A 23,427-nucleotide genomic window follows, 5' to 3' on the forward strand; every position below is an offset into this window, starting at 1 on the left:
CATCGGCTCGTTTCGGTGGTTCTGGTATAAGCGGTTTGATTACTTTCCATTGTTCGTCTGTAAGGTCCATCGGCTCGTTCCTCGTGAGGATTTGAGCCTGAGTTTACCATTTTTGAGATAGCTTCTACCCATTTATGCAAGCCCCGATTCAGATCTTCTTCTGAAAACTGGATTATCTCCTGATATTCTCCAGAAATGGGGCGGTCATCCAGATTAATTCTTTTTGGTTCGCCTGAATAGGTGATTTCCCAAGGCCCAATCAACCCTAATACTTGATGGACCTCGTCCTTAGTTGCACCAATTTCTGGTTGGTCATAATACAAATAACTGATAATTGCAAACCAGGAATCCGACTCCAGTCCAATCCTTTTAGCAATCTCCCGAGCAATTTCTATGTCTGGTTGCGGTGTATATCTTGCCTGATAACATACCCGTGCAGGAATGACATAAAACGCCACGGTGGAAACGATCCAACCAAGGATCAAGAATAGTCTTAACTTTGAGCGACTTATCTTCTTCATCTATTCCCTCGCCAATATCCAGGTATAAATCCTCTCGATAAAATGAGGTTAGGATGCCAAAATCATAGTCAAAATACCAAACACCGAGTTCCCGATTTGTGAGATCATCAATAAAATAAAAATTTTCCTCATAGAAAGGTTCCAGGTCAACATTGAAATCCTCTGAAGAATTATCGAAGGGATATAATAGTTCAATTCGGTATGGTCCTATTTGGTCAATGATTCCAAGAACCTCATTCCTGTGCATTCCTACTTTTATTGATCCATAAGAAAGATAGTCTTGAATTGCATCCCATTCAGCCTGTATGCCAATTCTGCTGGCGATGATTTCGGGGATTTCAGGGTCCTTTGGAGGAAGAAGTAGGGTATAGCAATAAAATGCGCTTAGCAATCTGGCGCCGATCATAGACGGGATCCATATCAGAATAATGAAGAGAATCACACCAGTTTTTTTCATCAGAACTCCACTCATTAGCTTCAAGATGGGTTTTATTCCACTCAACTAATCTTAGTACTGCCATGTACTGATGAGTTCTTAAGTAATAAGTCAACTATCTGATCGATTTTGCATTTTCGTTGCTTGAATCTCAGAATGCACTCAATCGCCTGATCCAAGCGCTGATTAAGGTCTTCTCCACGATCCACCTGTTCAAACGGCAATGACGATCCATTCAGCCACACAGTAACCATACCCGCGATGTAGCTTTCATAGTAATTTATATCGATATCCAGACCTTCAACCAGGTTCGCAAACCCAGTCTCAACTGGTTCGCTATTCAATTCATTAAATAACCGCTCTATTTCACTTCTCATCTTTTCGCCCGTTAAACAATTCAGGAAAAAATTTCTTATAAATATTCTATCTGATTTGATTAATAATATTTGGCCTGCAGATACTCACCCAAATAACAAAACCACTGCTCTTCACCCCATCCGCTCCACCTGGCAGGCGTACCAGCCCGCCAGCCCGGTCTCCATTCTTTTCACCGCGTATCTCTCCCCCGGCAGCAGATCTTCCATCAACGGCAGGCCCGGCGCGTAGCAGAAGCGCCCGCCCGGCTTCAGCGCGCCCAGAATCGCCATGTACCGGCGCGCGTAGCGCTCCGCTTCGCCGTGGGCGTACTGGTGGTGAAAGGCGAAGTGATGGCTGAAGGCCATGTGCGAGAGGATCGTGCCCCAGCTCTGCGGCTGCAAATCCACTTCCAGCCAGTTGCCCACCCGCAGGTAGTCTGCGTCTTCCACAATGCGGTCCACACCCACGGCCGGCACGCCCTGGCGGCGCAGGTAAGCCGTCAGACCACCCCGCCGCCCGCAGCCCAGGTCCAGCACCGGGGGCAGCAGGTCTTCCACGCGCAGGCCCAAAATCCGCAATTGCAGTTCCGGGCTGTAGTCTTCGCACACCACCGTCTGGTACAGAAACGGGTTCTCCCCGCGCCGCGCGATGCGCTCCAGGTTGCGCTTCAGGTCGTCAAAATGTTTGCGAATCAGGCCGCTCAGCTCGCGCTGCAGCTCGCCGGGAGCGCGGTTCACCGCCAGCACCGCGCGCATGCCGTTCAGGTAGTCGCGGTACAGCGAGACCAGGTAAGCCGTCTCCAGGCGGTCGAACTGCAAAAACTGGTTGCTGCGGTAAGTGAAGTCCAGCGTGGCGGTAACAAACTGCCCCAGCAGGGTGTTGAAGGCGCGCTCATCGGCCAGCAGGGCCGCCATTTGCGCGCCATGCTCGCCGCATAAACGCGCCACCTCCGGCTCAACCGCCAAAAAGTCTTCATCCAGGGCGGCCACATCGCGCAGCGATTTTTGCGCGAACCTTTCGTAGCGCCGCTGAATGCTGGCCAGCACGGCCTGAAACAGCGCGTGTTGATCTGCGCCAACCGTTTGCGTTAAACTTTGCATGCGCCTTCCTTTCGGCCTGGCGCGATTGTAAATCCGCGCCGCATTGGCTACAATTTCATTAACCCCGTCTACCGGATGGTTTTCAGCAGGAGGGTATTATGTTTACTCCGGTCATGTTCATTCAGTTTGGCGGCGCGGTGGTCTTAATCCTTTTGGGGGCCTGGGTCATCATCCAGGGCGTCAATCTGATCACCGAGTTCTACCCCCGCACCCTGGAGCTTACTCCGCAGGTCATGCGCCGTGGAGCCGCCGCCCAGCCCGTCCCGCCGCGCGCCACCTTTCTGGCTTCCCTCGACGAATTGATCAGCGCCGAAATCCGCGCCATCAACCTGGCTCCGCAAACCCGCCTGCAGAGCGAGGCCGCCGCGGATGAAGAGCACCCCGCGGCCCTCTCCGGCGCGGGCGACCCGCCCGAAGACGCCGACATTTTGCCGGTTGAGCCTGCCCCGCCCGCCGGAGAGCAGCCGGCCGCGCCGCCTGCAGATTCCTCCGCGCAGCACGGCAAGCCCCCCGCCCCCACCGACCGCATTGAGGCCATCGCGCGCATTGTCGAGGCTCTGCCCTCCATTCTCAACGCCAATTTCGGCCCGGCGGCGGTGCTGTGCCTGGTGGGGTTGGCGCTGTGCGCGGGTGGATTTGTCCTCATCTTAAACCTGGGAGCCTGACCACTTTCGTGGCCAGGCTGGTATCGCGCCTTCGGATAATTACTCTGCGCTGATCACAATCGCTTCACCCAGGCGGATGTCGCGGTAGGTATCGCCAAATTCCTGGCGGAAAAGGTCAATCTGCTCCGGCAGCGAGTCGTGCGGCGACACCGCCACCAGCACCGGGTTCAGGTTTTGAATAAAGGCAATATCTTCTGCCAATTGTTCCGGCGTCTGGGTGATGTTATGCAGCCCGCCGATCACTCCCACTACCGGCTCGCCGAATACTTGCTCGGCGCGCGCCGCCATGCGCTCAATGCCGGGGTGCCCGCAGCCGGTGATCAGGATCAAGCCCACACCCTCCACATTCACCACCAGCGGCTGCTCGTAGTGCCACTTTTTGAGCACATTGAATGGGAAAGAAAAATCAAAATACATGGGGCCTAAAGTCGCCACACCTTCGGCGATCTTGACCGGCTGGTCCACCACCGTCAGAGTGGCGTTGGGGTGTTCCATTTTGACCGGCACATAAACCGTCATATTGCTTAAATCATCGGGCTGCCTGCCCACAGAAAAAGTATTCGACAACCAGTTGCCCACACTGCCCACATGGTCGGGGTGGTCGTGCGAGATCACAATCGCGTCAAAATCAGACAGCGCAATTCCCAATGACCCCATATTGTCTTCCAACACGGAGGGATAGGTATTGGTCTCGTTGTAGCCAAAATCCAGCAGAATGTTGGCCTGGTCAGTGGTGATCTGGTACGATACGCCGTGCCCACCGGCCAGCAAATCACTGGAGAGATCAAATTCATACAACGGCACAATTTGCAAAGACTTCGTGCTGCCCAGTTCCTCCAGCGACATCGCCGCCGGGGCCGCTTCAGTCGGCTTGCCCAATTCCAATCCGTAGCGCATCGCGGCCAGCGCGAACACACTCACGATCAATAGAATGCCCGCCAGAAAAATACCCAAAAGAATTTTCTTCAACATGGTTCCTCGCCTGAAATGATCAAGATGATTGATCCCAGTTTATAATCACAGCAGTCCTTTGTACCCCATCCAAAGATGGGTTTATCTTTATCAAATGGTCAGGTTTTGAATCCCCCACCTGACCAGGAAATGGAAGAAGCATGCAGCCCTTCAAACTTGAACGATATTTCGCCCAGCACGAATTCAGCGCCGAGGTACTGATGAGCAGTTCCGACTGTGAAAGCCTTTCGCTGGAAACGCTATTGAACCTTTGCGACCCGGAAACCGAACATTTGTGGAAGAACCTCAGCCTGGGTTACACCGAATCGCAGGGGCTGCCCCTGCTGCGCGCTGAGATCTCCACCCTGTACACGCGCGTTCACCCTGATCAGGTCATTACGCTCGCCCCTGAGGAAGGCATTTATATCGCTATGCGAACTTTGCTGCGCCCCGGCGATCACGTCATCTGCCTGGCGCCAGCCTACCAGTCGCTCTACCAGGTCGCCGCCGACAGCGGCTGCCAGGTCTCATTATGCTGGCTGCGGCAAACCACCTCCGGCTGGCAGCTCGACCCGCAGCAGATCAAAGACCTCATCCGTCCCAACACGCGCATGCTGGTGGTCAACTTTCCCCACAACCCCAGCGGATTTCTCCCCTCCCGCGCCCTGTTTGAGAAGATCATCGACCTGGCCGCCCAACACAACCTGATCCTCTTCAGCGACGAAATGTACCGCTTGCTGGAATACAAAACCGAAGACCGTCTGCCCGCCGCCTGCGACGCCTACCCCAACGCCGTCAGCCTGGGCGGGTTGTCCAAATCCATGTCGCTGCCCGGCCTGCGTGCCGGCTGGCTGGCCGCGCGGAACCGCGAATGGATCCAGTCTTTCCAACGCTACAAAGATTACACCACCATCTGTTCCAGCGCCCCCTCCGAAGTGCTGGCGGTCATTGCCCTGCGCGCGCGCGAAGAGATTGTGCAAACCAACCTGGGCATTATTCGCGCCAACACCGCCCTGGCCCAGGCCTTCTTCGCCCACAACGCGACCTGGTTGGAGTGGATCCCGCCCCTGGCCGGCCCCATCGCCCTGCCGCACTACACCGGCCCCGGCAGTGTGGACGAGTTCTGCCTGTCTGTGCTTCAACAGCAAAACGTGATGATTGTGCCTGGCAGCATGTTTGAAATGGAAGGGAATTATTTCCGCGTTGGCCTGGGGCGCAAAAACCTGCCCGAAGCCCTGCGCCGCCTGCAGACCTATCTCGACGCGGCGGCTTAAGCAGCCCGCTGGCGGATGAACTGGCTGGCGGCCGTGAAGGCTTGCCGGGTGCAGGCCAAAAAGGGAATACTTAAAAAGGCGTGCCGCGCCTCAGGGTATTCGCGCCGAGAAAAGAACAGCGTCTCCGTTGGGACGCCCATTTCTCTGGCTCTTTCCGCCAGCGCCTCCGACTCGGGGGAAAGCGGATCCACTTCCCCGCAGCACAGAAACAGCGGCGCGCAGCCCCTCGAAAGATGCCGCAGCGGCGAAGCGGTTCGCGCCCGCTCGGCGTAAAGCGCGCTGTCCGTGCCCAGGAAACCTTCGTGCGTCATCGTGTGAATATTCCAGAAACTCGTCTTGAGCACGGTCTCAAAGTCGTACACGCCAAAAAACAGCAGCGCCCCGCGCAGCGCCTGGGCGGGCAAACTCATTCTTACACCAATCTCCTGCCACAGCAGCGGCTGGTTGAGCGCCGTGGTTACCCAGGCAGCCAGGTGCGCCCCCGCCGAATCGCCCGCCACAAAAACGCGCCGCGCGTCTCCGCCGAACTGCTCCGCGTGCTGGCAGGCCCAATCCACGGCGCGGGCCGCGTCTTGAAGCTGCGCCGGGTAATTGTAGCGTGGCCCCAGGCGGTAATTAGCGTTGAACACCACCACGCCGGCCTGCGCCAGTTGCTTGCACACCCGCGTGTAGCTGGCCTTGTCGCCCGATAGCCACCCACCGCCGTGAAAGAAGACCAGCACCGGACGCCCTGCCCCTTCCCCGGCTGAGACCACATCCAGGCGCTGTTCCGCGTCCGGGCCGTAAGCCAGCCCGCGCGCCAGCAATCGCGCGTTCGGCGTCTGCCAGTGAAACAGCAGTAACCGCCCGGCGCGGTTTGCCACGCCCAGCAAGCGTTTAAGCAGCCACGCGTTCATATAGCCCTTCAAATGTGACCCGCTGCTGGTCAACCACCACCACCTGGTTGGCGCCCTTTCCCTTGGCTTCATACAGCGCCTGGTCCGCGGCGCAGATCATCTTTTCCAGGCTGGCTTCCTCGCCAAACAAGTCGGAACAGGCCACGCCAAAACTCGACGTAATTTGATAATATCCTTTGTACGTATCCAGGGGCGACTGTTCAATCGCCTGGCGCAGCCGCTCCGAAATCTGTTGAGCTTCATGCAGGTTCGTATCCGGCAGCACCACCACAAATTCCTCACCCCCATAGCGCCCCACCAGATCGCCGGCGCGCAGTTGAGAGGTGCACAGGTCAACCACCGCCTTTAATGCCCGATCACCGGTCTGGTGGCCAAAAAGGTCGTTGATGCGCTTAAACTGATCAATATCCAGCATAATCAAAGAAAACGCCGCTCCGCCGCCGCGCGCTGCAGAGACGATATCGTCCGCCTTTTCAAACAAAACTGAGCGGTTCAGAACGCCCGTCAGCGCGTCATAGCTGGCAAGCTGTTTGATCTGCTCGAACAGAAGCACCCGCTCGGTGATGTCGTGCAGGGTGAAAATGCGCGCCGTGATGGCCTGGCTGCTGTCACGCACCGGCACTACATTCACTTCCAAAAAAAGCTGCCCAATATGCGTTTCGCTGCAGCAAATTTCTTGTTCGGCCAGCAGCTCCGCGTGGTTGGGAATCGCTTTCAGAGCTTCCCCCGCCAGCAGACCGCTGGTCTGGTTGGCCGCCAGTCCCAGCATCATCATCGCCGCCGGGTTGATATCCAGCAATTGATTGTAACGGTCAATCACAATCACACCGTCTTGCAGGGTTTCCAGCACCACATCCCGCGCCAATAAAACACTCTGGAACAGGTCAAACTGAAACACCGCTCTTCCCAGCAGAATACTTGCCAGCATCAAGCTCTGCGAAGTAAAGCTGATCTGCGGCACCGGCGTTGTGCCCAGCAGAAACATCAGTTCAGCCAGCAGCGGGACGATCATTGCCGCAGTCAGCAGCACCAGCTGGCTGCGAACCTTGCCCCGCGACTTGCGGAAAGATTCCGCCAGCAGTCCAAGGCTGGCCAGATACATTACCGCAGTAAAGGGAGAAAATGCCAGATAGAAAAAGCTTGTGTAAGAGTTGTTGAGGACGGCAAAGCCATACACCGGCCGCACCATCCCTGGAAGATGGCGAAACAGGTGATGGGAAGAATCACTCCACATCAACGCAATCAGAATCAACGGGTACAGGATGAGATACCTGGAATATTTCTTCACCAGCGTCTCATGGCCGGTGTAAATACCCACAAAAGCTAGCCAAAAGAACGACAGCAAGAAACTGCCCGATATTCGCACATTTTCCCAAAATAATGTATTGGATAGCGTATTGCTGAACACTTCAAGAAGATGTGCCAGCGACCAGACCAGCAGACAGGCCAGCACAGCCAGGAACGCCTGCGCCAGCCGCTTTTTCCGGTGCGTCCAGCTCAGCGCCATGAGGAAAATCACCAGCATACTGTTGAGCAGGATCGGTACAACAAACATAGTTTTTGAGAGCGTCATTTATCCCCTTGATTGCGATTCGCTCAGTTTGTTGTCAGCTACCGGTAAATATACCTGTACAAACAAAACGTGCTTTTTCCATTTTAACATAATTTATATAGAAATCAATCCTTTGGTAATAATTTAGTAACAATATTATTATTTTTACATTTTTCCAGTCAAATCCGCGGTCCGCTGTAGAGGCGGGTATAATAGAAAATACACTGGGTACCCATCTTGAGCAGGTATCCGGGCATTGATTCCGCATTGTTCCCCATTTAGCTGAAAACCATCTAGGAGTGTAGAGCATGGCCAAAAAACTAATTCTTGTCGCTGGTAACATTGGTTCCGGAAAAACATCTCTCACCGAGCGCATAGGAGAGCGGCTGGGCTGGCGCACAGCCTACGAATCAGTTGCCGACAATCCTTACCTTTCCCATTTCTACGCCGATATGCGCCAATGGTCCTTCCACCTGCAGGTATTCTTTTTGGGGCACCGCGCCAAACAGCACCTCGAGTTGTGGCAAGACCCGCGCTCGGCCATCATCGACCGCAGCATCTACGAAGACGCCTATATCTTCGCCCGCGCTCTGCACCACATGGGCAACCTCAACGAAATCGATTACCAGTCGTACCGCAGCGTGTTTGACCTGGTTGTGCGCAGCCTGCCCGCCCCCTCGCTGCTGGTTTACCTTAAAGCACCCGTGCCGATCCTGATGGAGCGCATTCACCGCCGCGCACGCAACATGGAAACGGGCATTTCACAGGATTATCTCTCCCTGCTCGAATCGTACTACGACGATTGGCTCACCAATTTTGACCTCTGCCCGGTGCTGACCATTCGCACGGATGATCTCGATTTTGTCAACCAGCCCAAACACCTCGATATTGTCGTCGAACGCATCCAGGAAAAACTATCCGGCAAAGAAGAGATCATCTTTCCAAAAACGGCGGATTAAGTATTTTTTCAGTTTCTGCAACCATTCGGTGCGCTTTCCGTATATGGGATAGATATAGAAACCATCAGGAGCAACCGTGAGTAACCTCGAAGCAGATATCCTGCGAAAATTGCGGGAGGGCGATGGAGATGCCTTTACAAGCGTTGTGGAGACTTACCAGACACCCGTCTATAACCTCTGCTACCGTATGTTGGGCAACCCGCAAGAAGCTGAAGATGCGGCTCAAGAGACGTTTTGGCGCGCGTACAGCAACATCAAGCGCTACGACGAAGGCCGCAGCTTTATTACCTGGCTTCTTTCGATCGCCGCGCATTACTGCATTGACCAGCAAAGAAAACGCAGGCTGCCAACCTTTTCCATGGAATTGATTCCAGACGAGATTGTTCCCGGCTCAACTCCTGATCCAGAAAACACATTTAACAAATCAGAGGAAGAAAGGGTGATGCGCCGGGTTCTCTCTACTTTAAAACCAACCGATCGGGCAGCGATCGTGCTTCGTTACTGGTACGAAATGTCGGAAGAGGAAATTAGTGAGTCTCTCGATCTATCAGTGAGCGCCGTTAAAAGCCGGCTGTTCCGCGCCCGCAAGCAGCTTGCCGAAGAGTGGAAATCCGAGCACCCCGAATCCGCCAACTCTGAAAGGAAATGCCATGAATCACCAGCCTTTTGAGAAATGGATCTTTGAAGAAGACGATCTCACGCCAAAGGAATTGGAACTCTTCAGTGAACACCTGGAGGAATGCAACGAGTGTACCGGTTTGCGGGCTTCTCTTCACCAGGTTGAGCAGCGGCTTCGTGTCGCCCCGATTCTCGCCCCCTCCCCCGGTTTTGCCGACCGGTGGAAAGCCAGCCTGGCAGAACGAACAGCGCGCGAGCAGCAGCGCCAGGTACGCAAGTTCTTAACCACCCTTTTCCTGTCTGGCGGCCTATTATTTGTTTTGATTTTTAGCCAGTTACTGCTCACCAGTTCGCCCACCGATTGGCTGATCACCGGTATTCAATTTACCACCCTCTCGGTGCTGCGCTTTAACCAATTACCACAGGTCATCATGACCTTTTTGCAAATCTTACCTCCGGCCATTCCGATTGTAGTCTGGGTTTTTGCCACCGTTACCTTCAGTTTGCTAGGCATTTTGTGGGCAGGCACCATCTGGCGGCTCTCGACCCGAGGAGTGCATAACTTATGAGACAATTCAAAAATTGCTTATTGATTCTGGTTCTCTTTACCGCTCTTTTCTTTGCATCACCCGTATCTGTCCAGGCGGCTCAAACCTCTCCCGATGGAGAAGTTGTGCTCGGCGGCACGTACACCTTAGAAAGCGGGGACACACTGAACGGCGGTCTTGTCGTGATTGGTGGTCAGGCCACCCTCGAAAAGGGATCGTCTGTTTACGGCGACATCCTCATCACCGGTGGCACTTTATCTGCCAGCGGCGAAATTTTCGGCTCTGTTACCGCCATAGGCGGCAGCATCAACCTGGAAGAGACGGCGGTGGTGCATGGCGACGTGAACACGGTTGGATCGGTTTTGAATAAAGCCGATGAAGCTGTCATCACCGGGTCGCTGTCCTTCGACGTTCCTTCAGACATGGATTTTAATTTCCTGCCAAAGGTGCCCTTCCCTTCTTTCGACGAACCCAAAAAGGAACCCTTCGGAATCAATCTCCAACCGGTTTGGGATTTCCTCTGGGCCATCTTCCAGGCGATTGCCCTGGCTGCCTTTGCCGCCCTGCTCAGCCTTTTCCTGCAAAAACCCATTGAACACGTTGCCGGGTCTTTCATGGCTTCGCCATTTGCATCCTGGGGATTGGGTCTGCTAACGATGGTGGTCGCCCCTGGTCTGTTGATCCTGCTGATCGTTACCATCATTCTCATCCCGCTGGGCTTGATCGGTATTCTAGCATTGGGGTTGTGCCTGCTGTTTGGCTGGGTTGCCATTGGCTATGAACTGGGCAAGCGCATGGAAGCTCTCTTCCACCAGACCTGGGCTCCGGCGGTCAGCATTGGCCTGGGCACGCTGGTGCTTTCGCTCACTGCCAGCCTGTTCAACGCCATCCCCTGCGTAGGTTGGACTATCCCGATCCTGGTATCCATGTTTGGCCTGGGCGGGGTGTTCCTCAGCCGCTTTGGAACCATCACCTACACCCCCACCGCTCCGCATACCGTACCAGCCGGTGTGCAGGAAAATAAGCCTGAATAAATGTAACCAACGAGCGCCACAAGGCGCTCGCGTTGGCACCGGTTGGGGGAGTCTGAACTGTTTCACCGATAGAAACAAAAAGAGGCCTTTCCGGCCTCTTTTTGTTCACAGGAACAGTTTCGACTAATCACCCCTCGGGTGGTACCAGCCCTCACGCATAATCAATTCATATACCTTTGACGGTAAATAGTGTCGAAACGGCTGCCCTGCGCGGATACGCTCGCGGATTTCTCGCGAAGATATTTCCAATAGCGGAGCCCGCACAAATTCAACTTTGGCCGACAAGCCAGGTAGGATTGCTTCCAATTCCGGTAGGTTAATATCGTCGCCCGGGCGGCGCATCACCCCAATAAAATCACACGCCTGAACAATTTCCTGAGGATGGTACCAGGTCGGCAGATTGTGCAGTGAATCGCCACCCATGATGTATCCCACAGAGTAAGCAGGGTACGCCTGCCGGGTCAATCGGATCGTATCCACCGCGTAATGCGGTCCGGGACGCTGAATATCCACCAGTGAGATTTCAAACGCCGCTTCCTCTTCCACAGCAGCCTGAGCCAGTTTCACCCGCATTTCCACCGGGCTGAACACCTGGCCAATCTTGTGCGGCGGATCCGCCGTGACCACCCACAACAATCGGTCCAGTTCCAGTTGAAAGTGGCACTCCTCCGCCAGGATTAAATGCCCCAAGTGTGGAGGGTCAAAGGTCCCACCAAAAATACCCAGCCTGCCCATCATTCAGCTTTTGCCTAATCCGACCATTCCAGCTCATAATCGCCAATGAAGACGGTATCGCCTTCTTCCACACCCGCTTTGATCAATGCGTCTTCAATTCCCAACACATTCAAAATCTTGTGGAAACGCCGCACCGAAGCATCATGCTCCCAATAGGTCATCGCGGCGGCGCGTTCAATCGCTTTGCCGGTAACGTGGTAACCTTCTTCGTCCTGGAATATCTCAAACGCGCTCGGGGCTTCTTCCACCCGGTAAACGGGCAGCTCTTCTTTGATCTCAGGCTCGGGCGTTTCTTCAATTAACTGATACACACGCCACATCAGCGGGCGCAGATCCTGGCGGGCAGCTGCCGAAATAGAAAAGACTTCGTAGCCCTTCTTCTCCAGAACTTTTTTAATCGCCGCCCATTTTTCTTGAACTTCCGGAAGGTCCATCTTGTTGAAAGCGATAATCTGCGGTTTGCGCGCCAGCCCCGGGTCAAACAGCGCCATTTCACTGTTGATCTGCGAAAAGTCAGCCAGCGGGTCTTCCGAAAGGCCGTCCAGAATGTGAACCAGTACCCGCGTGCGCTGGATATGCCGCAAGAACGCGTCACCCAACCCCACCCCCATGTGCGCGCCTTCAATCAACCCAGGAATATCGGCGAGAATCATGGTGTGCGTGTCGTCCAGTTCCACCACACCCAGGTTAGGTTCAATCGTCGTAAAGGGATACGGAGCGATTTTGGGCCGGGCATTGGTTACCGCGGCCAGCAGGCTGGATTTACCCGCGTTGGGCACGCCCACCAGTCCGGCATCGGCAATCAATTTCAATTCCAGGCGTAAATTCAATTCTTCCGATGGTTCGCCCTTCGTGGCCATGCGCGGCACCTGGTTGCGCGAAGAAGCGTAATGCTGATTTCCCCGCCCGCCGCGCCCGCCTTTGCAAACGATCAGGCGCTGCCCCGCGGAGACCAAATCTCCCATCAATTCGCCTGTGGCATCATTATAAACCAGCGTTCCGGGTGGCACCGGAATGATCAGGTCCTCCGCCGAGCGGCCAGACATATTGTTGGGGCCGCCAGCTGCGCCGCTTTTCGCTTCGTAACGGGTTTGGTGGCGAAAATTGGAAAGCGTGTTCAGGGTTGGAATCACCTCCAACACCACGTCGCCGCCCTTACCGCCATCGCCCCCGTCCGGGCCGCCGCGCGGAACATACTTCTCGCGGTGAAAATGGACCATACCATCCCCACCTTTTCCAGAACGCACAAAGATACAGGCTTCATCAATAAACATACACTACTCTCTTGATTCTTCACAGGGATCAGGCGCGCCTGATCCCTGTGAACGGCATAGCCAGAAACAACTACTTATTTTCCAAATTTCTGTTTTAATACATCTTCCAGCGAAGGCTGGCCAATCTCTTGCAGTTCGTAGCGCACGCGCTGCATGGGTTTATTGACCTTCAATACCCGCGTCAGGTCAATCGGCGTGGCCGAAATCACCAGGTCAACGTCCGCGTTGTTGATCGTCGTTTCCAGGTCTTTTACCATATCCGCGCCGTAGCCCATGGCCGGCAAAATCGTGCCGGTATTGGGGTACTTTTGGTAGGTGGCCTTGATCGAACCCACGGCAAACGGCCGCGGATCCACAATCTCACCCGCGCCAAAGCGCCGCGCGGCCACCCAGCCAGCGCCATAGGCCATTTCGCCATGCGTGAGGGTCGGGCCGTCTTCGATGACCAGCACGCGTTTGCCGCGAATGGCAGCCGGGTCTTCCACGAACAGCGGAGACGCGCCTTCAATGATCAGCGCATCTGGTTTGGTGGCAAACAAGCTTTCGCGGACTTTAATAACGTCTTCCGGTTTGGCAGTGTCGACTTTGTTGATCACAAACACATCTGCCAGGCGCAGATTGGTCTCGCCGGGATAGTAGCGCAGCTCATGGCCAGCGCGATGAGGATCAGCGACGACAATATAAAGGTCCGTCTTGTAGAACGAAAAGTCGTTATTCCCGCCATCCCACAGCACAATATCCACTTCCTGTTCGGCCTGGCGCAAGATCTTTTCGTAATCCACACCCGCGTAGACGATCACGCCATTATCCAGATGCGGTTCGTACTCTTCGCGCTCTTCGATCGTGCACTCGTGCTTGTCCAGGTCGGCGTAGCTGGCAAATCGCTGCACCGCTTGCTTGGCCAGGTCGCCGTAGGGCATGGGGTGGCGGATCGCCGCGACTTTGTATCCCATGTCGATTAAGATCTTCGACACGCGCCGCGTCGTCTGGCTCTTGCCAGAACCCGTGCGCACCGCACAGATCGCCACAACCGGTTTGGTGGATTTGATTTGAGTTGTTCCAACCCCCATCAAGCGAAAATCGGCGCCCGCGGCGTTCACAATCGAAGCTTTGTGCATCACATACTCGTGCGGCACATCGCTGTACGCGAAAACCACCTGGTCGACTTTATGCTCGTTGATCAGGCGCACCAAATCACTTTCCGGGTAAATCGGAATTCCCTTTGGGTATAAAGAACCCGCTAATTCGGCAGGGTACTTCCGGCCTTCAATGTTGGGTATCTGGGTCGCGGTGAATGCCACAACTTCATAATCTTTGTTGTCGCGGTAGAACGTATTGAAATTGTGAAAGTCGCGCCCAGCAGCGCCCATGATAATAGTACGGATTGGGGTCATTAATCAACTCTCCTTTGATCTAGATTTTGATTGAATGGTACTCCCCTCCCACGCGGGAGAAAAAATATGCGGTTTGCCCAATCAAACCGCGTATTTCCACAACAGATGATCTGTTACATCACGTCCGGCGCCTGAATGCCGAGCAATCGCAGGCAGTTGGCAATTGCCTGTCGGGCAGCGGCCACCAGCCGCAGGCGCATATCTCGAATCTCCGGTTCAGCTTGCAGCACCGGACATTGATTATAAAAATCATTAAAAGCTTTGGCCAGTTCGAATGCAATGTTAGAGATTAACAAAGGTCGCATCTCTTTCGCCGAGCGTTGAATTTCGTTGGGCAGTTTTGAAATCACATTGATCAATTCCACCTCAACCGGGGCCAATTCATAGGTAGGCGCAAAACTGCCAGGCAGATCGCCTTCTACCTTCTTCAAAATGGAATTGGCGCGCACATACGCATATTGGATATACGGAGCAGCTTGCCCATTGAAATCCAGCGCGGCATTCCAATCGAAGGTAACAATTTTGGTATTATCACGCGAAAGCATTGAATACTTGATCGCGCCCAGCGCAACCGCCTGAGCAATTTTGGTCTGGTTCTCCGCAGAAAGCCCGGCGTTCTTCTCTTTTACAATCTCCAGCGCCCGGCCCGTTGCTTCTTTGATCAAATCTTCCAGCAGTACCACCGTGCCGTCACGGGATGACATGGTTACATTCCCCGGCAGGTTCACAATCTCATACGCCAGGTGATGCAGGCGGCTGGCCCATTCATAGCCCATCAACTCCAGGGTTTTGAAAATTTGCTGCATGTACAGCGATTGGCGCACATCGATCACATACACCGAGCGGTCAAGATGGTACTGTTCAAACTTCTTGATCGCCAGGGGAATATCTTTGGTGGCATATAGCGACGTTCCGTCCGAGCGCAAAATCACCAGCACGCGGTAGGTTTCTTCCAACCCCAAAATCTCATCCAGCGGAATGATCACCGCCCCCTTCGGGCGCTCATCACGCGCCAGGCCTTTTTCAATCAGCCCGTCAACCAGTTCCACACCCGAGTCTTCCACTTCACTTTCAAAATAGAAGTGGTCAAAGCGTACTCCCAGAAGGTCATACACCTGGTTAAATCCTTGCATTGACCAATCGCGCGTTTTTTGCCACAACGCGGTTACTTCCGGGTCTCTGCGGCTCCAGCGCCCAAACAGTGCCCGCACTTCCGCTTCCACTGCCGGGTCTTCATAATACCGGTCTGCTTCCGCGTAAATATTTCCCATCCAGCGCGTAACGTCTTGGTCGGGTTCCTCACCGGCATGATTTTTTGTGTAATTCCACAACCACTTGATCACGTGCAGGCCAATATCACCAATGTAGTTGGAACGAACCACATCGTAACCAGCCGCCTCAAGAATATTACAAACTGAATCTCCCAGAATAACATTGCGGAGATGGCCCACATGGAAAGCTTTATGCGTATTGGGTTGAGAAAACTCAACCATCACGCGTTCATGTTTCGATTCACCATAACCAAACTTTTCACGCTCGTCCAAAACCGTATCGATAATCCGCTGGGTGTATTCACCGGTCGAAAAATACAGATTGAGATAACCGCGTACAGTCTCTATTTTTTCAAAGCCTTGCGGGCTGCCCAGATACGCTGCCACCTGCTCGGCAATTTCCTGAGCTCGCTGCGCCACATTGATCTTCACGCCCTTCTCTTTGCCCTCTTGAGAGGCCAGAGAGAAAAAGGAGGTTGAAATCCCCCAATGACCGCTGAATGGAATGTACTTCCATTGAACATCAGGCCGGGGAAGGTTGTGGCTTTGGCAGTAGGCGATAATTTTCTCTTCAATGCTGTTTTGTTCGGCTATAAACATGCTGCTTTTCCCTATGCGCTAGAAAATAAGAAATGCTCGCTTTGCCTGATCCGTTCAAAGGAGCCTTGAAATCCTGAATGATTATATCATAGAGTAATGCCATGAATTTCGCTTTGGCATTCATTAAACGCAAAAGCGGGAGAGAACCTCCCGCTGATTGCCAATTTGAATTGCCTTCTCGAAACAACCAGCCTGCGCGGAATTATTCCATCGCGGCAAGCTGCTTCATCAAGCGACTTTTGCGGCGCGAAGCGTTATTCTTGTGCAAAACGCCCTTTTCAGCGGCTTTATCCAGCGCGCTGACAGCCTGGCGCACCAGAGCTTCGGCGGTCTCTTTTTCACCGGCTTCAATCGCCAGGCGCGCTTTCTTAATGAAAGTGCGGGCGGTTCCACGGTAAACACGATTGCGTACACGTTTCTTTTCGTTTTGCTTATTTCGCTTAATCGCAGACTTAATGTTAGCCAACTTAATCCTCCAACTAGCTCAACCGACTATTTTCTTTGCAAGCTGGTATTCTACCCGATTGCTTCCTGTTTGTCCAGTTTCGATCTTTCTTGCGGTCAAAAATTATACCACACCTGGATAAAAAATCAGGGAGGTTTTTAAGAATCCACCTCCCTGATTTTCTTTGATTCACAAGAGCGCTTATTTATCCGCCAGAGCCGCCAGGCCGGGGAGCACAATCCCTTCCAGCATTTCCAACGAAGCACCGCCACCCGTAGAGATATGGGTGATCTTATCCGAAAGGCCGGACTGATTGATCGCCGCGACCGAATCGCCGCCGCCCACAATCGAAACCGATTTGCTCTCTGCCACGGCTTTGGCTACACCAAAGGTACCCTTGGCAAAATTGGGCATCTCAAACACGCCCATCGGGCCGTTCCAGACCACCGTGCCGGCGCTCATAATCACTTTGCTGTAATTCTCAACCGTTTCCGGCCCCACATCCAAAATGCGCCAGCCATCCGGCACCGGGCCCATCTGGGTTACTTTCGTCTCGGCATCGTTGTCAAACGCATTGGCGATGACCACATCCACCGGCAGGCGCAGTTTTTGCCCGCCGCCGGCCAGCAATTCGCGCGCAGTTTCCAGGGCCTCATCCTCTACCAGCGAGTCGGCGACCGGGTAGCCCTGCGCCTTAAAGAAGGTATTGGCCATACCGCCGCCGATCAAAACCTGGTCGGCAATCTGCAGCAAATTCTTGATCACACCGATTTTATCGCTGATCTTCGCGCCACCTAGAATGGCCACAAACGGGCGGTCGGGGTTGGCAATTGCCTGGCCTAAATAGCGAATTTCCTTCTCCATCAAAAAGCCAGCCACCGCGGGGATGTAATCAGCTACGCCCACCGTGGAAGCATGCGCGCGGTGCGCCGAACCAAAAGCGTCGTTTACAAACACATCCGCGAAGGAAGCCAGTTTCTTCGACATTCCGGCGTCATTCTTGGTCTCGCCCGCTTCAAAGCGGGTGTTTTCCAGAACCAGCACTTCGCCAGGTTTCAAAGCCGCTGCCGCTGCTTCGGCCGCCGGGCCAACGGTGTCTTCGGCAAATTTGACGGTCTTGCCCATCACTTTGCCCAGGTATTCCGCCACCGGTTTCATTGAATATTCCGGCATGGGAGAGCCTTTCGGGCGGCCCAGGTGCGAGCACAGGATCAGCGCGGCGCCCTCATCCAGCAGGTAGTTTAATGTCGGTAAAGCGGCCTGAATGCGGGTATCGTCTTTAACCACACCCTCTTTAAGCGGGACGTTGAAGTCGACCCGCACCAGCACTTTTTTGCCCTTCACATCAATATCTTTGACCGTCTTCTTATTGAACATTTCGCCTCCACTTCTGGTCATAAAGACATAATGCGCAATCTGTCTGATGCAGCAGGCGGCAGATTACGCATTATGCGCATGGTTAGAACCTCAAAAGACTAAAGTGATTTCGCCATCTTGGCAGCCAGGTCGGCGGTGCGGCAAGAGTAACCCCACTCATTGTCGTACCAGGTCACGATCTTGACCATCGTGCCGTTCATCACCATCGTATATGGGCCATCAACGATCGAGGAACGGGAATCGCCTTTGTAATCCATAGATACCAATGGTTCCATGGTGAAGCCCAGAATGCCCTTCAGCGGGCCTTCCGCAGCGGCTTTGAAAGCAGCGTTCAGTTCTTCCACTGAGGTGGGTTTTTCCAGCTCGGCGACAAAGTCCACAACCGAAACGGTGGGGGTGGGAACGCGCAGCGAATAACCGTCGAATTTACCCTTCAGATCGGGGATAACCAGCGCCAGAGCGCGGGCGGCGCCGGTGGTGGTGGGGATGATGTTCATCGCGGCAGCGCGGGCGCGGCGCAGGTCTTTGTGCGCCAGGTCCAAAATGCGCTGGTCGTTGGTGTAGCTGTGGATGGTGGTCATCATACCGCGTTTGATGGTCCAGTTGTCGTGGACGATCTTGGCGGCCGGGGCCAGACAGTTGGTAGTGCAGGAAGCGTTGGAAACCACAAAGTGCTTGGCAGGATCATACTGGTCATCATTGACGCCCAACACAATCGTGATATCTTCGTTCTTGGCAGGGGCGCTGATGATCACTTTCTTCGCGCCGCCAGCTTCGATGTGAACAACCGCGCCAGCTTTTCCACCAGAAGCCAACTTGTTGGTGAATACACCAGTCGATTCAATCACAATTTCCACACCCAGGTCTTTCCAGGGCAGGGCTGCAGGATCTTTTTCCGCGAAGACTTTAATCTTCTTACCATTGACAACCAGGTCGTTCCCATCAATTTCAACTGTTCCGGGGAATTGGCCGTAATTCGTGTCGTATTTCAGCAAATGCGCGTTGGTGGGAGTGTCAAACAGGTCGTTGATTGCCACAACTTCAAGATCCGCCGGGTAGCGTTCGCTGATTGCTTTCAACACCTGACGACCGATACGACCAAAGCCATTGATACCGACTTTAACAGACATCTTAGAACCTCCGTAGTTGTATATTAGTGAAAATTAACACTACATTATTTTACCATGCCTGGCAAAACTACATAGTGGATTCTATACCATTCTGGACATCTAAACATACTATTTTAAGGTTTTTTAATCTTCTTCCCGCGTCAATAGCGGACCGGTGCGCTCGTAATACAAATCCATAATCGTTTTAGCCAGCTTTTTCGAGTCGTGTCGCCAGGGATTCTCCAGATCAACCAAATCAGCCGAATACACTGAGTACGTATGCTGCAGTTGCGCCTCCGTTTTTACCCAATCGAGGTTTTCGGGCAGCTTTCCTTCAAAGCGATTATTGCTGATCAGCAAATCAAATAATCGCGTTCCAACATGCTTCTCCAATGTTATGAGATGGTCACCGCACTGGTAACCATCCGTTTCACCCGGCTGGGTAGCAACATTGCAAACATAAAACTTGAGCGCGCGGCTGGCGCGCAGCGCGCCGGCGATATCGGGAACCAGCAGGTTGGGGATAATACTGGTATACAAACTTCCCGGCCCTACCACTATTAAATCCGCAGAGAGGAGGGCCTGTAGCGTGGGCGGAAAAGCTTGCGGGCTGTCTGGCTCCAGCCAGACGCGCAGAACCTTGCCAGCCGCTTTTGGAATTTGTGATTCGCCTCTCACCTGCTGCACCACGCCTTCGCCGTTGGGCATTTGCACGTCTGCCACCAGGCGTACATCGTGCAGCGTGGCTGGCAGCACGCGGCCCTGTACCGCCAGCACGCGGCCGGTTTCAGCTACTGCCTCTTCAAAGCTGCCGGTCAGTTCCGTCAACGCCGTAATCAGCAGGTTACCCAGGGTATGGCCGTTTAACCCGGCCGCGGTGGAAAACCGGTATTGGAAAATTTGGGTCAGCAGCGCCTCATCATTTGAAAGCGCCGCCAGACAGTTGCGGATATCGCCCGGCGGCAAAATCCCCACCGTGCGCCGCAGTTCGCCTGAAGACCCGCCGTCATCCGCGACGGTTACAATCGCGGTGATATTGGTTGTGTATTCTTTTACCCCGCGCAGTAACGCCGAGAGCCCCGTTCCCCCGCCAATCACCACCACCTTCGGACCGCGCTCTTTGCGCCGGTAAGCCGAAACCATGTCATAAATCTGGCGGCCGGGTTTCACAAAGGGTTTCAACAATGCGCGATTTAATCCCCAGTTGCCAATCAAAACCAACGCCACCCCGAACCCGCCAAAAATGACCGCTCGCAAAGTGCGGTCTAGAAAACGCAGCGAAAGCAGCGAAATCACTCGCAGCCACCAGGTGGAAGAAGGTGCGGTTCGGTACACGTCCAGCAGCAAAAAAGCAAAGCCAATCGCGATGAGCGTTGTTCCGGCCAGGATCAACGCGATCCAGCGTTTCACGCCCAGGCCAGGTGAAAGCCAGCGTAAATCTCGGCGGAACAGGGTGATTAATTTTTGGTACCAGGGATTATGGTTGCGCTTCATCCACTACATCATAATGTCGAAAGCCTTTTCCGTCAACAAAGATTTGTGCTATAATCTCGTTCTATGAAAACCATTATCGCAGCGGACATCGGTGGAACTGGTATTCGGGTGGCTGTCTACCCCTTTTCTGGCAGCACAGAACCCCTCGCACAAAAACGCATTCCCACCCGTGGAGAAGGTACCGCCGTTGAACGGCTGGTTGGCCTGATTAGAGAATTATGGCCCGCAGGCCACGAAGTTGCCGGTATCTCTGCTGGTTTTCCCGGACCGGTCAATCCCTACGAAGGCATCATTTATACTGCCCCCAACATCGCTGATTGGAAAAACCTGCCGCTGGGCCAGATCTTAAGTGATACATTCCATGTGCCCGCGATGGTTGGCAACGACGCCAACATGGCCTGCTTGGGCGAGTGGAAGTTTGGAGCCGCGCAGGGCCACCGTGATGTGATCTACATCACCATCAGCACCGGCATTGGCACCGGCGTCATCAGCAACAACCAGCTTCTGCTGGGCGCGAAAGGCCTCGCCACCGAAATGGGCCACACAGTAGTCAATCCCGAAGGCCCTCTTTGCGGCTGTGGGCATCCCGGTCACATTGAATCATATTCTTCCGGCACCGGCATTACCAGCTTCGTCAAAAGCCAGTTGGCCGCTGGCCGCGAGTCCTCTCTACGGGGCATCAGCCGGCTGAGCGCCAAAGAAATTGCCGAAGCCGCCGTGACTGGCGACAGCCTCGCCAAAGAAGCCTTTGAGATCGCCGGCACTTACCTGGGGATCGGCATCTCCAATTTCCTGCATATTTTCAATCCGTCCATCATCGTCCTCGGAGGCGGGGTATCTCAAACTGGCAGTCTGATTTTGGATCCTATGCGCCGCTCGCTGAAAGAACGCGTTGTCTCTGAGGAATATATCAAAGACCTGGTCATCACCCCAGCCCAACTGCAAGACAACTGTGGCCTCTTGGGGTGCCTGGCTTGGGCGCAGATCAACTTCAAAGAATAAGCGCAGCCCCCGCCATTTCCAGGTTTTCCCAACAACAGTACACATACTTTGGCCGCCTCGGCGGCCTTTTGCTATAATTTAACTACCGTGCGCCGTCCGCCTGGTGGCGGGCTGTAAAACGACTTTAATCGCGGAAGCGCGCCAACAAATTGGCGACCGTCCGCATGATGGAGAAACATGCTCAATCCACTACTGCCCGATCTGAGAATCCGCCAGCGAGATTACCTGCTGGAACTTTCGCGCGCCCTTACCCAGGAGTTGGACCTGGGCATCCTTTTGGAGAGGATTCTTAATATATCCATCGATATGCTCGCCGGTTACGCCGGTATGATTACCCTGCGCTCGGTGACTGGCGAGTGGCGCGTCGCTGCCAGCAACGGCCTGCCGAACGCCTTTCTCCACTACATCAAGAATTTCTTAAAGGAAATTCCAGCTGAAACCCGCAGCCCAGACGATATGGAACTGCCCGAGATCAACTACATTCTGCAAGAGCTTTCCCGCTCCGGCAGTTTTGGCGCGGTTACCGGGGTTGGCCTACCACTGGTCGCCCGGCAGAACGTAGTGGGTGTGCTGTTTATATTTCGCAATTATCCCAGCCTGTTCACACCCAACGACCGCGCCCTGCTCAGCAGTTTTGCCAACCAGGCTGCCATTGCCGTGCAAAACGCCCAGCTTTACCAGCAGATCAACCAGGAGAAAACGCGCCTCGACGCCCTGCTCGATTCTGCTGCAGACGGCATCTTAATTCTCAACCCCGATCACCAGATTCGTAAATGCAACCCGGCTTTTGCGCACATGTTGAATATTTCCTCCGCGGACGCGCAGAAAATGACCCACGAACAACTCATCCGCTGGGTCAACCGCCCGCAGGACCTGACCCTGGAACAAGCCGAAGCCGGCGGATGGCCGCTCACCTCACGCGCCCAGTTGTATATTGAAGGAGACCTGGATCGGGGCAGCGGGAATCCACCGCTGCCAGTGGGCATCACCTACGCGCCGCTCTTCTCGGAAGAAGGCAGCCTGATTAACATCATCGCCACCATCCGCGATATCACCCGCTTCCGCCAGGCTGAAGAGATGAAAAGCACCTTCATCTCGATTATCAGCCACGAACTGAAAACCCCCGTCGCGCTGATTAAAGGCTACGCCAGCACCCTGCGCCGCGAAGATGCCGTCTGGGAGCGTGCCATCATCGAAGACAGCCTGGCCGTCATTGAAGAAGAAGCCGACCGCCTGACCGGCCTGATCGAGAATCTACTGGATGCCTCGCGCCTTCAGGCAGGCGGGCTTTCGCTCAAACGATCAGATGTATCTCTTCCCACACTGATCCGAAGAATTTCAGAGCGTATGCAAACACAAACCAGCCGCCACAAAATTGTTATGCACCTTCCAGATGACTTCCCCATCATCCTCGCCGATGAATCCCGAATATCACAGCTGGTCACCAACCTGATCTCCAATGCCATAAAGTACTCACCCAAAGGAGAAATCACCATTACGGGTTCGGTCAAAAGCGACATAGTCATCATCTGCGTGTCTGACCAGGGACCTGGCATTGCCGCGGGCGATATTCCTCACATTTTCGACCGCTTCTACCGCGCCCCAGACATGGCCCGCCAGACCAAAGGGGCTGGGCTGGGACTGTTTTTATCGCGCGCCATCGTCGAAGCCCACAAAGGGCGCATTTGGGTCGATTCAGAATCCGGCAAAGGCGCGCGGATTTGCTTCTCTCTCCCTCGCTCCAACGACTTTGAACAGGAGGGATCCTCCTGAAGCGTCAAAAACGCTCAACCCACTATCACTCAATGGTATAAT

General features: G+C 54.2%; 23 protein-coding genes. 8 read left to right on the forward strand and 15 right to left on the reverse strand.

From position 1 onward, the window contains the following. The 4 genes from ADN00_RS20305 to ADN00_RS11680 form a co-directional block, all read right to left on the reverse strand. Positions 1-458 (reverse strand): hypothetical protein (locus ADN00_RS20305; protein ID WP_152966337.1); only part of this gene is annotated, 458 nt, incomplete at its 3' end. Continuing rightward, complete coding sequence (locus ADN00_RS11670) at positions 370-978, reverse strand: hypothetical protein (protein ID WP_075063171.1); 609 nt, start codon at positions 976-978, stop codon at positions 370-372. The genes ADN00_RS11670 and ADN00_RS20305, both read right to left, overlap by 89 nt. Before the next feature lie 41 nt (positions 979-1,019). Beyond that, positions 1,020-1,334, reverse strand: a complete 315-nt coding sequence (locus ADN00_RS11675; RefSeq protein ID WP_075063172.1) for a hypothetical protein — start codon at positions 1,332-1,334, stop codon at positions 1,020-1,022. A gap of 111 nt (positions 1,335-1,445) precedes the next feature. Further along, the gene (locus tag ADN00_RS11680) at positions 1,446-2,414 is read right to left on the reverse strand and encodes a methyltransferase domain-containing protein (protein WP_075063173.1); all 969 of its coding nucleotides are present in this window, start codon (positions 2,412-2,414) and stop codon (positions 1,446-1,448) included. Between the two features lie 98 nt (positions 2,415-2,512). On the opposite strand from ADN00_RS11680, the gene ADN00_RS19810 reads away from it, so the two are divergent. Then, entirely contained in the window at positions 2,513-3,079 is a 567-nt protein-coding gene (locus tag ADN00_RS19810) for a hypothetical protein (protein ID WP_075063174.1), read from the forward strand. 39 nt (positions 3,080-3,118) lie between these two features. Here ADN00_RS19810 and ADN00_RS11690 read toward each other — a convergent pair whose 3' ends face one another. Continuing rightward, positions 3,119-4,051: an MBL fold metallo-hydrolase gene (locus tag ADN00_RS11690; RefSeq protein WP_075063175.1), complete on the reverse strand. Its 933-nt coding sequence runs from the start codon at positions 4,049-4,051 to the stop codon at positions 3,119-3,121. Between the two features lie 140 nt (positions 4,052-4,191). Here ADN00_RS11690 and ADN00_RS11695 point away from each other — a divergent pair, with 140 nt between their 5' ends. Further along, complete coding sequence (locus ADN00_RS11695) at positions 4,192-5,304, forward strand: aminotransferase class I/II-fold pyridoxal phosphate-dependent enzyme (protein ID WP_075063176.1); 1,113 nt, start codon at positions 4,192-4,194, stop codon at positions 5,302-5,304. Here ADN00_RS11695 and ADN00_RS11700 read toward each other — a convergent pair. Then, positions 5,301-6,200, reverse strand: coding sequence for an alpha/beta hydrolase (locus tag ADN00_RS11700; RefSeq protein WP_075063177.1), 900 nt, complete (start codon positions 6,198-6,200; stop codon positions 5,301-5,303). The two genes, ADN00_RS11695 and ADN00_RS11700, sit on opposite strands and share 4 nt — an antisense overlap. Beyond that, positions 6,181-7,773: a histidine kinase N-terminal 7TM domain-containing diguanylate cyclase gene (locus ADN00_RS11705; protein ID WP_082390095.1), complete on the reverse strand. Its 1,593-nt coding sequence runs from the start codon at positions 7,771-7,773 to the stop codon at positions 6,181-6,183. Before ADN00_RS11705 ends, ADN00_RS11700 begins: the two co-directional genes overlap by 20 nt. A gap of 287 nt (positions 7,774-8,060) precedes the next feature. Here ADN00_RS11705 and ADN00_RS11710 point away from each other — a divergent pair, with 287 nt between their 5' ends. The 4 genes from ADN00_RS11710 (at position 8,061) to ADN00_RS11725 (ending at position 10,911) form a co-directional block, all read left to right on the forward strand. Next, positions 8,061-8,711: a deoxynucleoside kinase gene (locus ADN00_RS11710; protein ID WP_075063179.1), complete on the forward strand. Its 651-nt coding sequence runs from the start codon at positions 8,061-8,063 to the stop codon at positions 8,709-8,711. A 76-nt stretch (positions 8,712-8,787) separates the two neighbouring features. Further along, complete coding sequence (locus ADN00_RS11715; protein ID WP_075063180.1) at positions 8,788-9,381, forward strand: RNA polymerase sigma factor; 594 nt, start codon at positions 8,788-8,790, stop codon at positions 9,379-9,381. Next, positions 9,362-9,898, forward strand: a complete 537-nt coding sequence (locus ADN00_RS11720) for an anti-sigma factor family protein (protein ID WP_075063181.1) — start codon at positions 9,362-9,364, stop codon at positions 9,896-9,898. The genes ADN00_RS11715 and ADN00_RS11720 overlap by 20 nt, the downstream gene beginning before the upstream one ends. Next, positions 9,895-10,911 carry a bactofilin family protein gene (locus ADN00_RS11725; protein ID WP_075063182.1) on the forward strand — a complete coding sequence of 339 codons (1,017 nt, stop codon included), beginning with the start codon at positions 9,895-9,897 and terminating at the stop codon, positions 10,909-10,911. The genes ADN00_RS11720 and ADN00_RS11725 overlap by 4 nt, the downstream gene beginning before the upstream one ends. A gap of 123 nt (positions 10,912-11,034) precedes the next feature. On the opposite strand, the gene nadD is transcribed toward ADN00_RS11725, so the two are convergent. The 8 genes from nadD to ADN00_RS11765 all read right to left on the reverse strand — a co-directional run bounded on the left by nadD (position 11,035) and on the right by ADN00_RS11765 (position 20,610). Beyond that, positions 11,035-11,649, reverse strand: a complete 615-nt coding sequence (nadD, locus tag ADN00_RS11730) for a nicotinate-nucleotide adenylyltransferase (RefSeq protein ID WP_082390096.1) — start codon at positions 11,647-11,649, stop codon at positions 11,035-11,037. An 11-nt stretch (positions 11,650-11,660) separates the two neighbouring features. After that, positions 11,661-12,920 (reverse strand): GTPase ObgE, encoded by a 1,260-nt coding sequence (gene obgE, locus ADN00_RS11735; RefSeq protein ID WP_075063183.1) that lies wholly within the window; start codon positions 12,918-12,920, stop codon positions 11,661-11,663. Positions 12,921-12,994: 74 nt separating this feature from the next. Beyond that, positions 12,995-14,314 (reverse strand): cyclic 2,3-diphosphoglycerate synthase, encoded by a 1,320-nt coding sequence (locus tag ADN00_RS11740; RefSeq protein WP_075063184.1) that lies wholly within the window; start codon positions 14,312-14,314, stop codon positions 12,995-12,997. Positions 14,315-14,427: 113 nt separating this feature from the next. Next, complete coding sequence (argS, locus tag ADN00_RS11745; RefSeq protein ID WP_075063185.1) at positions 14,428-16,185, reverse strand: arginine--tRNA ligase; 1,758 nt, start codon at positions 16,183-16,185, stop codon at positions 14,428-14,430. Positions 16,186-16,387: 202 nt separating this feature from the next. Then, the gene (gene rpsT, locus ADN00_RS11750) at positions 16,388-16,651 is read right to left on the reverse strand and encodes a 30S ribosomal protein S20 (protein WP_075063186.1); all 264 of its coding nucleotides are present in this window, start codon (positions 16,649-16,651) and stop codon (positions 16,388-16,390) included. A gap of 180 nt (positions 16,652-16,831) precedes the next feature. Continuing rightward, the gene (locus ADN00_RS11755) at positions 16,832-18,007 is read right to left on the reverse strand and encodes a phosphoglycerate kinase (protein WP_075063187.1); all 1,176 of its coding nucleotides are present in this window, start codon (positions 18,005-18,007) and stop codon (positions 16,832-16,834) included. Positions 18,008-18,105: 98 nt separating this feature from the next. After that, positions 18,106-19,137, reverse strand: a complete 1,032-nt coding sequence (gene gap, locus ADN00_RS11760; protein ID WP_075063188.1) for a type I glyceraldehyde-3-phosphate dehydrogenase — start codon at positions 19,135-19,137, stop codon at positions 18,106-18,108. Between the two features lie 123 nt (positions 19,138-19,260). After that, positions 19,261-20,610 carry a gluconeogenesis factor YvcK family protein gene (locus tag ADN00_RS11765; protein WP_075063189.1) on the reverse strand — a complete coding sequence of 450 codons (1,350 nt, stop codon included), beginning with the start codon at positions 20,608-20,610 and terminating at the stop codon, positions 19,261-19,263. 63 nt (positions 20,611-20,673) lie between these two features. On the opposite strand from ADN00_RS11765, the gene ADN00_RS11770 reads away from it, so the two are divergent. Next, complete coding sequence (locus ADN00_RS11770; protein WP_075063190.1) at positions 20,674-21,612, forward strand: ROK family protein; 939 nt, start codon at positions 20,674-20,676, stop codon at positions 21,610-21,612. 177 nt (positions 21,613-21,789) lie between these two features. Next, positions 21,790-23,385 carry an ATP-binding protein gene (locus ADN00_RS11775; protein ID WP_075063191.1) on the forward strand — a complete coding sequence of 532 codons (1,596 nt, stop codon included), beginning with the start codon at positions 21,790-21,792 and terminating at the stop codon, positions 23,383-23,385. Positions 23,386-23,427 lie beyond the last annotated feature (42 nt).

Origin of the sequence: Ornatilinea apprima (genome assembly GCF_001306115.1) — a bacterium.
Taxonomy (GTDB): Bacteria; Chloroflexota; Anaerolineae; order Anaerolineales; family Anaerolineaceae; genus Ornatilinea; species Ornatilinea apprima.

What these genes read in the sequence shown, in the direction of transcription:
- ADN00_RS11690 (WP_075063175.1), bottom strand. Translation starts at nt 4,051, where the DNA reads ATGTTGAAGAAAATTCTTTTGGGTATTTTTCTGGCGGGCATTCTATTG.
- ADN00_RS11695 (WP_075063176.1), top strand. Translation starts at nt 4,192, where the DNA reads ATGCAGCCCTTCAAACTTGAACGATATTTCGCCCAGCACGAATTCAGC.
- ADN00_RS11680 (WP_075063173.1), bottom strand. Translation starts at nt 2,414, where the DNA reads ATGCAAAGTTTAACGCAAACGGTTGGCGCAGATCAACACGCGCTGTTT.
- ADN00_RS11740 (WP_075063184.1), bottom strand. Translation starts at nt 14,314, where the DNA reads ATGACCCCAATCCGTACTATTATCATGGGCGCTGCTGGGCGCGACTTT.
- ADN00_RS11675 (WP_075063172.1), bottom strand. Translation starts at nt 1,334, where the DNA reads ATGAGAAGTGAAATAGAGCGGTTATTTAATGAATTGAATAGCGAACCA.
- ADN00_RS11705 (WP_082390095.1), bottom strand. Translation starts at nt 7,773, where the DNA reads ATGACGCTCTCAAAAACTATGTTTGTTGTACCGATCCTGCTCAACAGT.
- ADN00_RS11770 (WP_075063190.1), top strand. Translation starts at nt 20,674, where the DNA reads ATGAAAACCATTATCGCAGCGGACATCGGTGGAACTGGTATTCGGGTG.
- argS (WP_075063185.1), bottom strand. Translation starts at nt 16,185, where the DNA reads ATGTTTATAGCCGAACAAAACAGCATTGAAGAGAAAATTATCGCCTAC.
- obgE (WP_075063183.1), bottom strand. Translation starts at nt 12,920, where the DNA reads ATGTTTATTGATGAAGCCTGTATCTTTGTGCGTTCTGGAAAAGGTGGG.
- ADN00_RS11710 (WP_075063179.1), top strand. Translation starts at nt 8,061, where the DNA reads ATGGCCAAAAAACTAATTCTTGTCGCTGGTAACATTGGTTCCGGAAAA.
- nadD (WP_082390096.1), bottom strand. Translation starts at nt 11,649, where the DNA reads ATGATGGGCAGGCTGGGTATTTTTGGTGGGACCTTTGACCCTCCACAC.
- ADN00_RS11755 (WP_075063187.1), bottom strand. Translation starts at nt 18,007, where the DNA reads ATGTTCAATAAGAAGACGGTCAAAGATATTGATGTGAAGGGCAAAAAA.
- ADN00_RS19810 (WP_075063174.1), top strand. Translation starts at nt 2,513, where the DNA reads ATGTTTACTCCGGTCATGTTCATTCAGTTTGGCGGCGCGGTGGTCTTA.
- ADN00_RS11670 (WP_075063171.1), bottom strand. Translation starts at nt 978, where the DNA reads ATGAAAAAAACTGGTGTGATTCTCTTCATTATTCTGATATGGATCCCG.
- ADN00_RS11700 (WP_075063177.1), bottom strand. Translation starts at nt 6,200, where the DNA reads ATGAACGCGTGGCTGCTTAAACGCTTGCTGGGCGTGGCAAACCGCGCC.
- gap (WP_075063188.1), bottom strand. Translation starts at nt 19,137, where the DNA reads ATGTCTGTTAAAGTCGGTATCAATGGCTTTGGTCGTATCGGTCGTCAG.
- ADN00_RS11725 (WP_075063182.1), top strand. Translation starts at nt 9,895, where the DNA reads ATGAGACAATTCAAAAATTGCTTATTGATTCTGGTTCTCTTTACCGCT.
- ADN00_RS11765 (WP_075063189.1), bottom strand. Translation starts at nt 20,610, where the DNA reads ATGAAGCGCAACCATAATCCCTGGTACCAAAAATTAATCACCCTGTTC.
- ADN00_RS11720 (WP_075063181.1), top strand. Translation starts at nt 9,362, where the DNA reads ATGAATCACCAGCCTTTTGAGAAATGGATCTTTGAAGAAGACGATCTC.
- ADN00_RS11775 (WP_075063191.1), top strand. Translation starts at nt 21,790, where the DNA reads ATGCTCAATCCACTACTGCCCGATCTGAGAATCCGCCAGCGAGATTAC.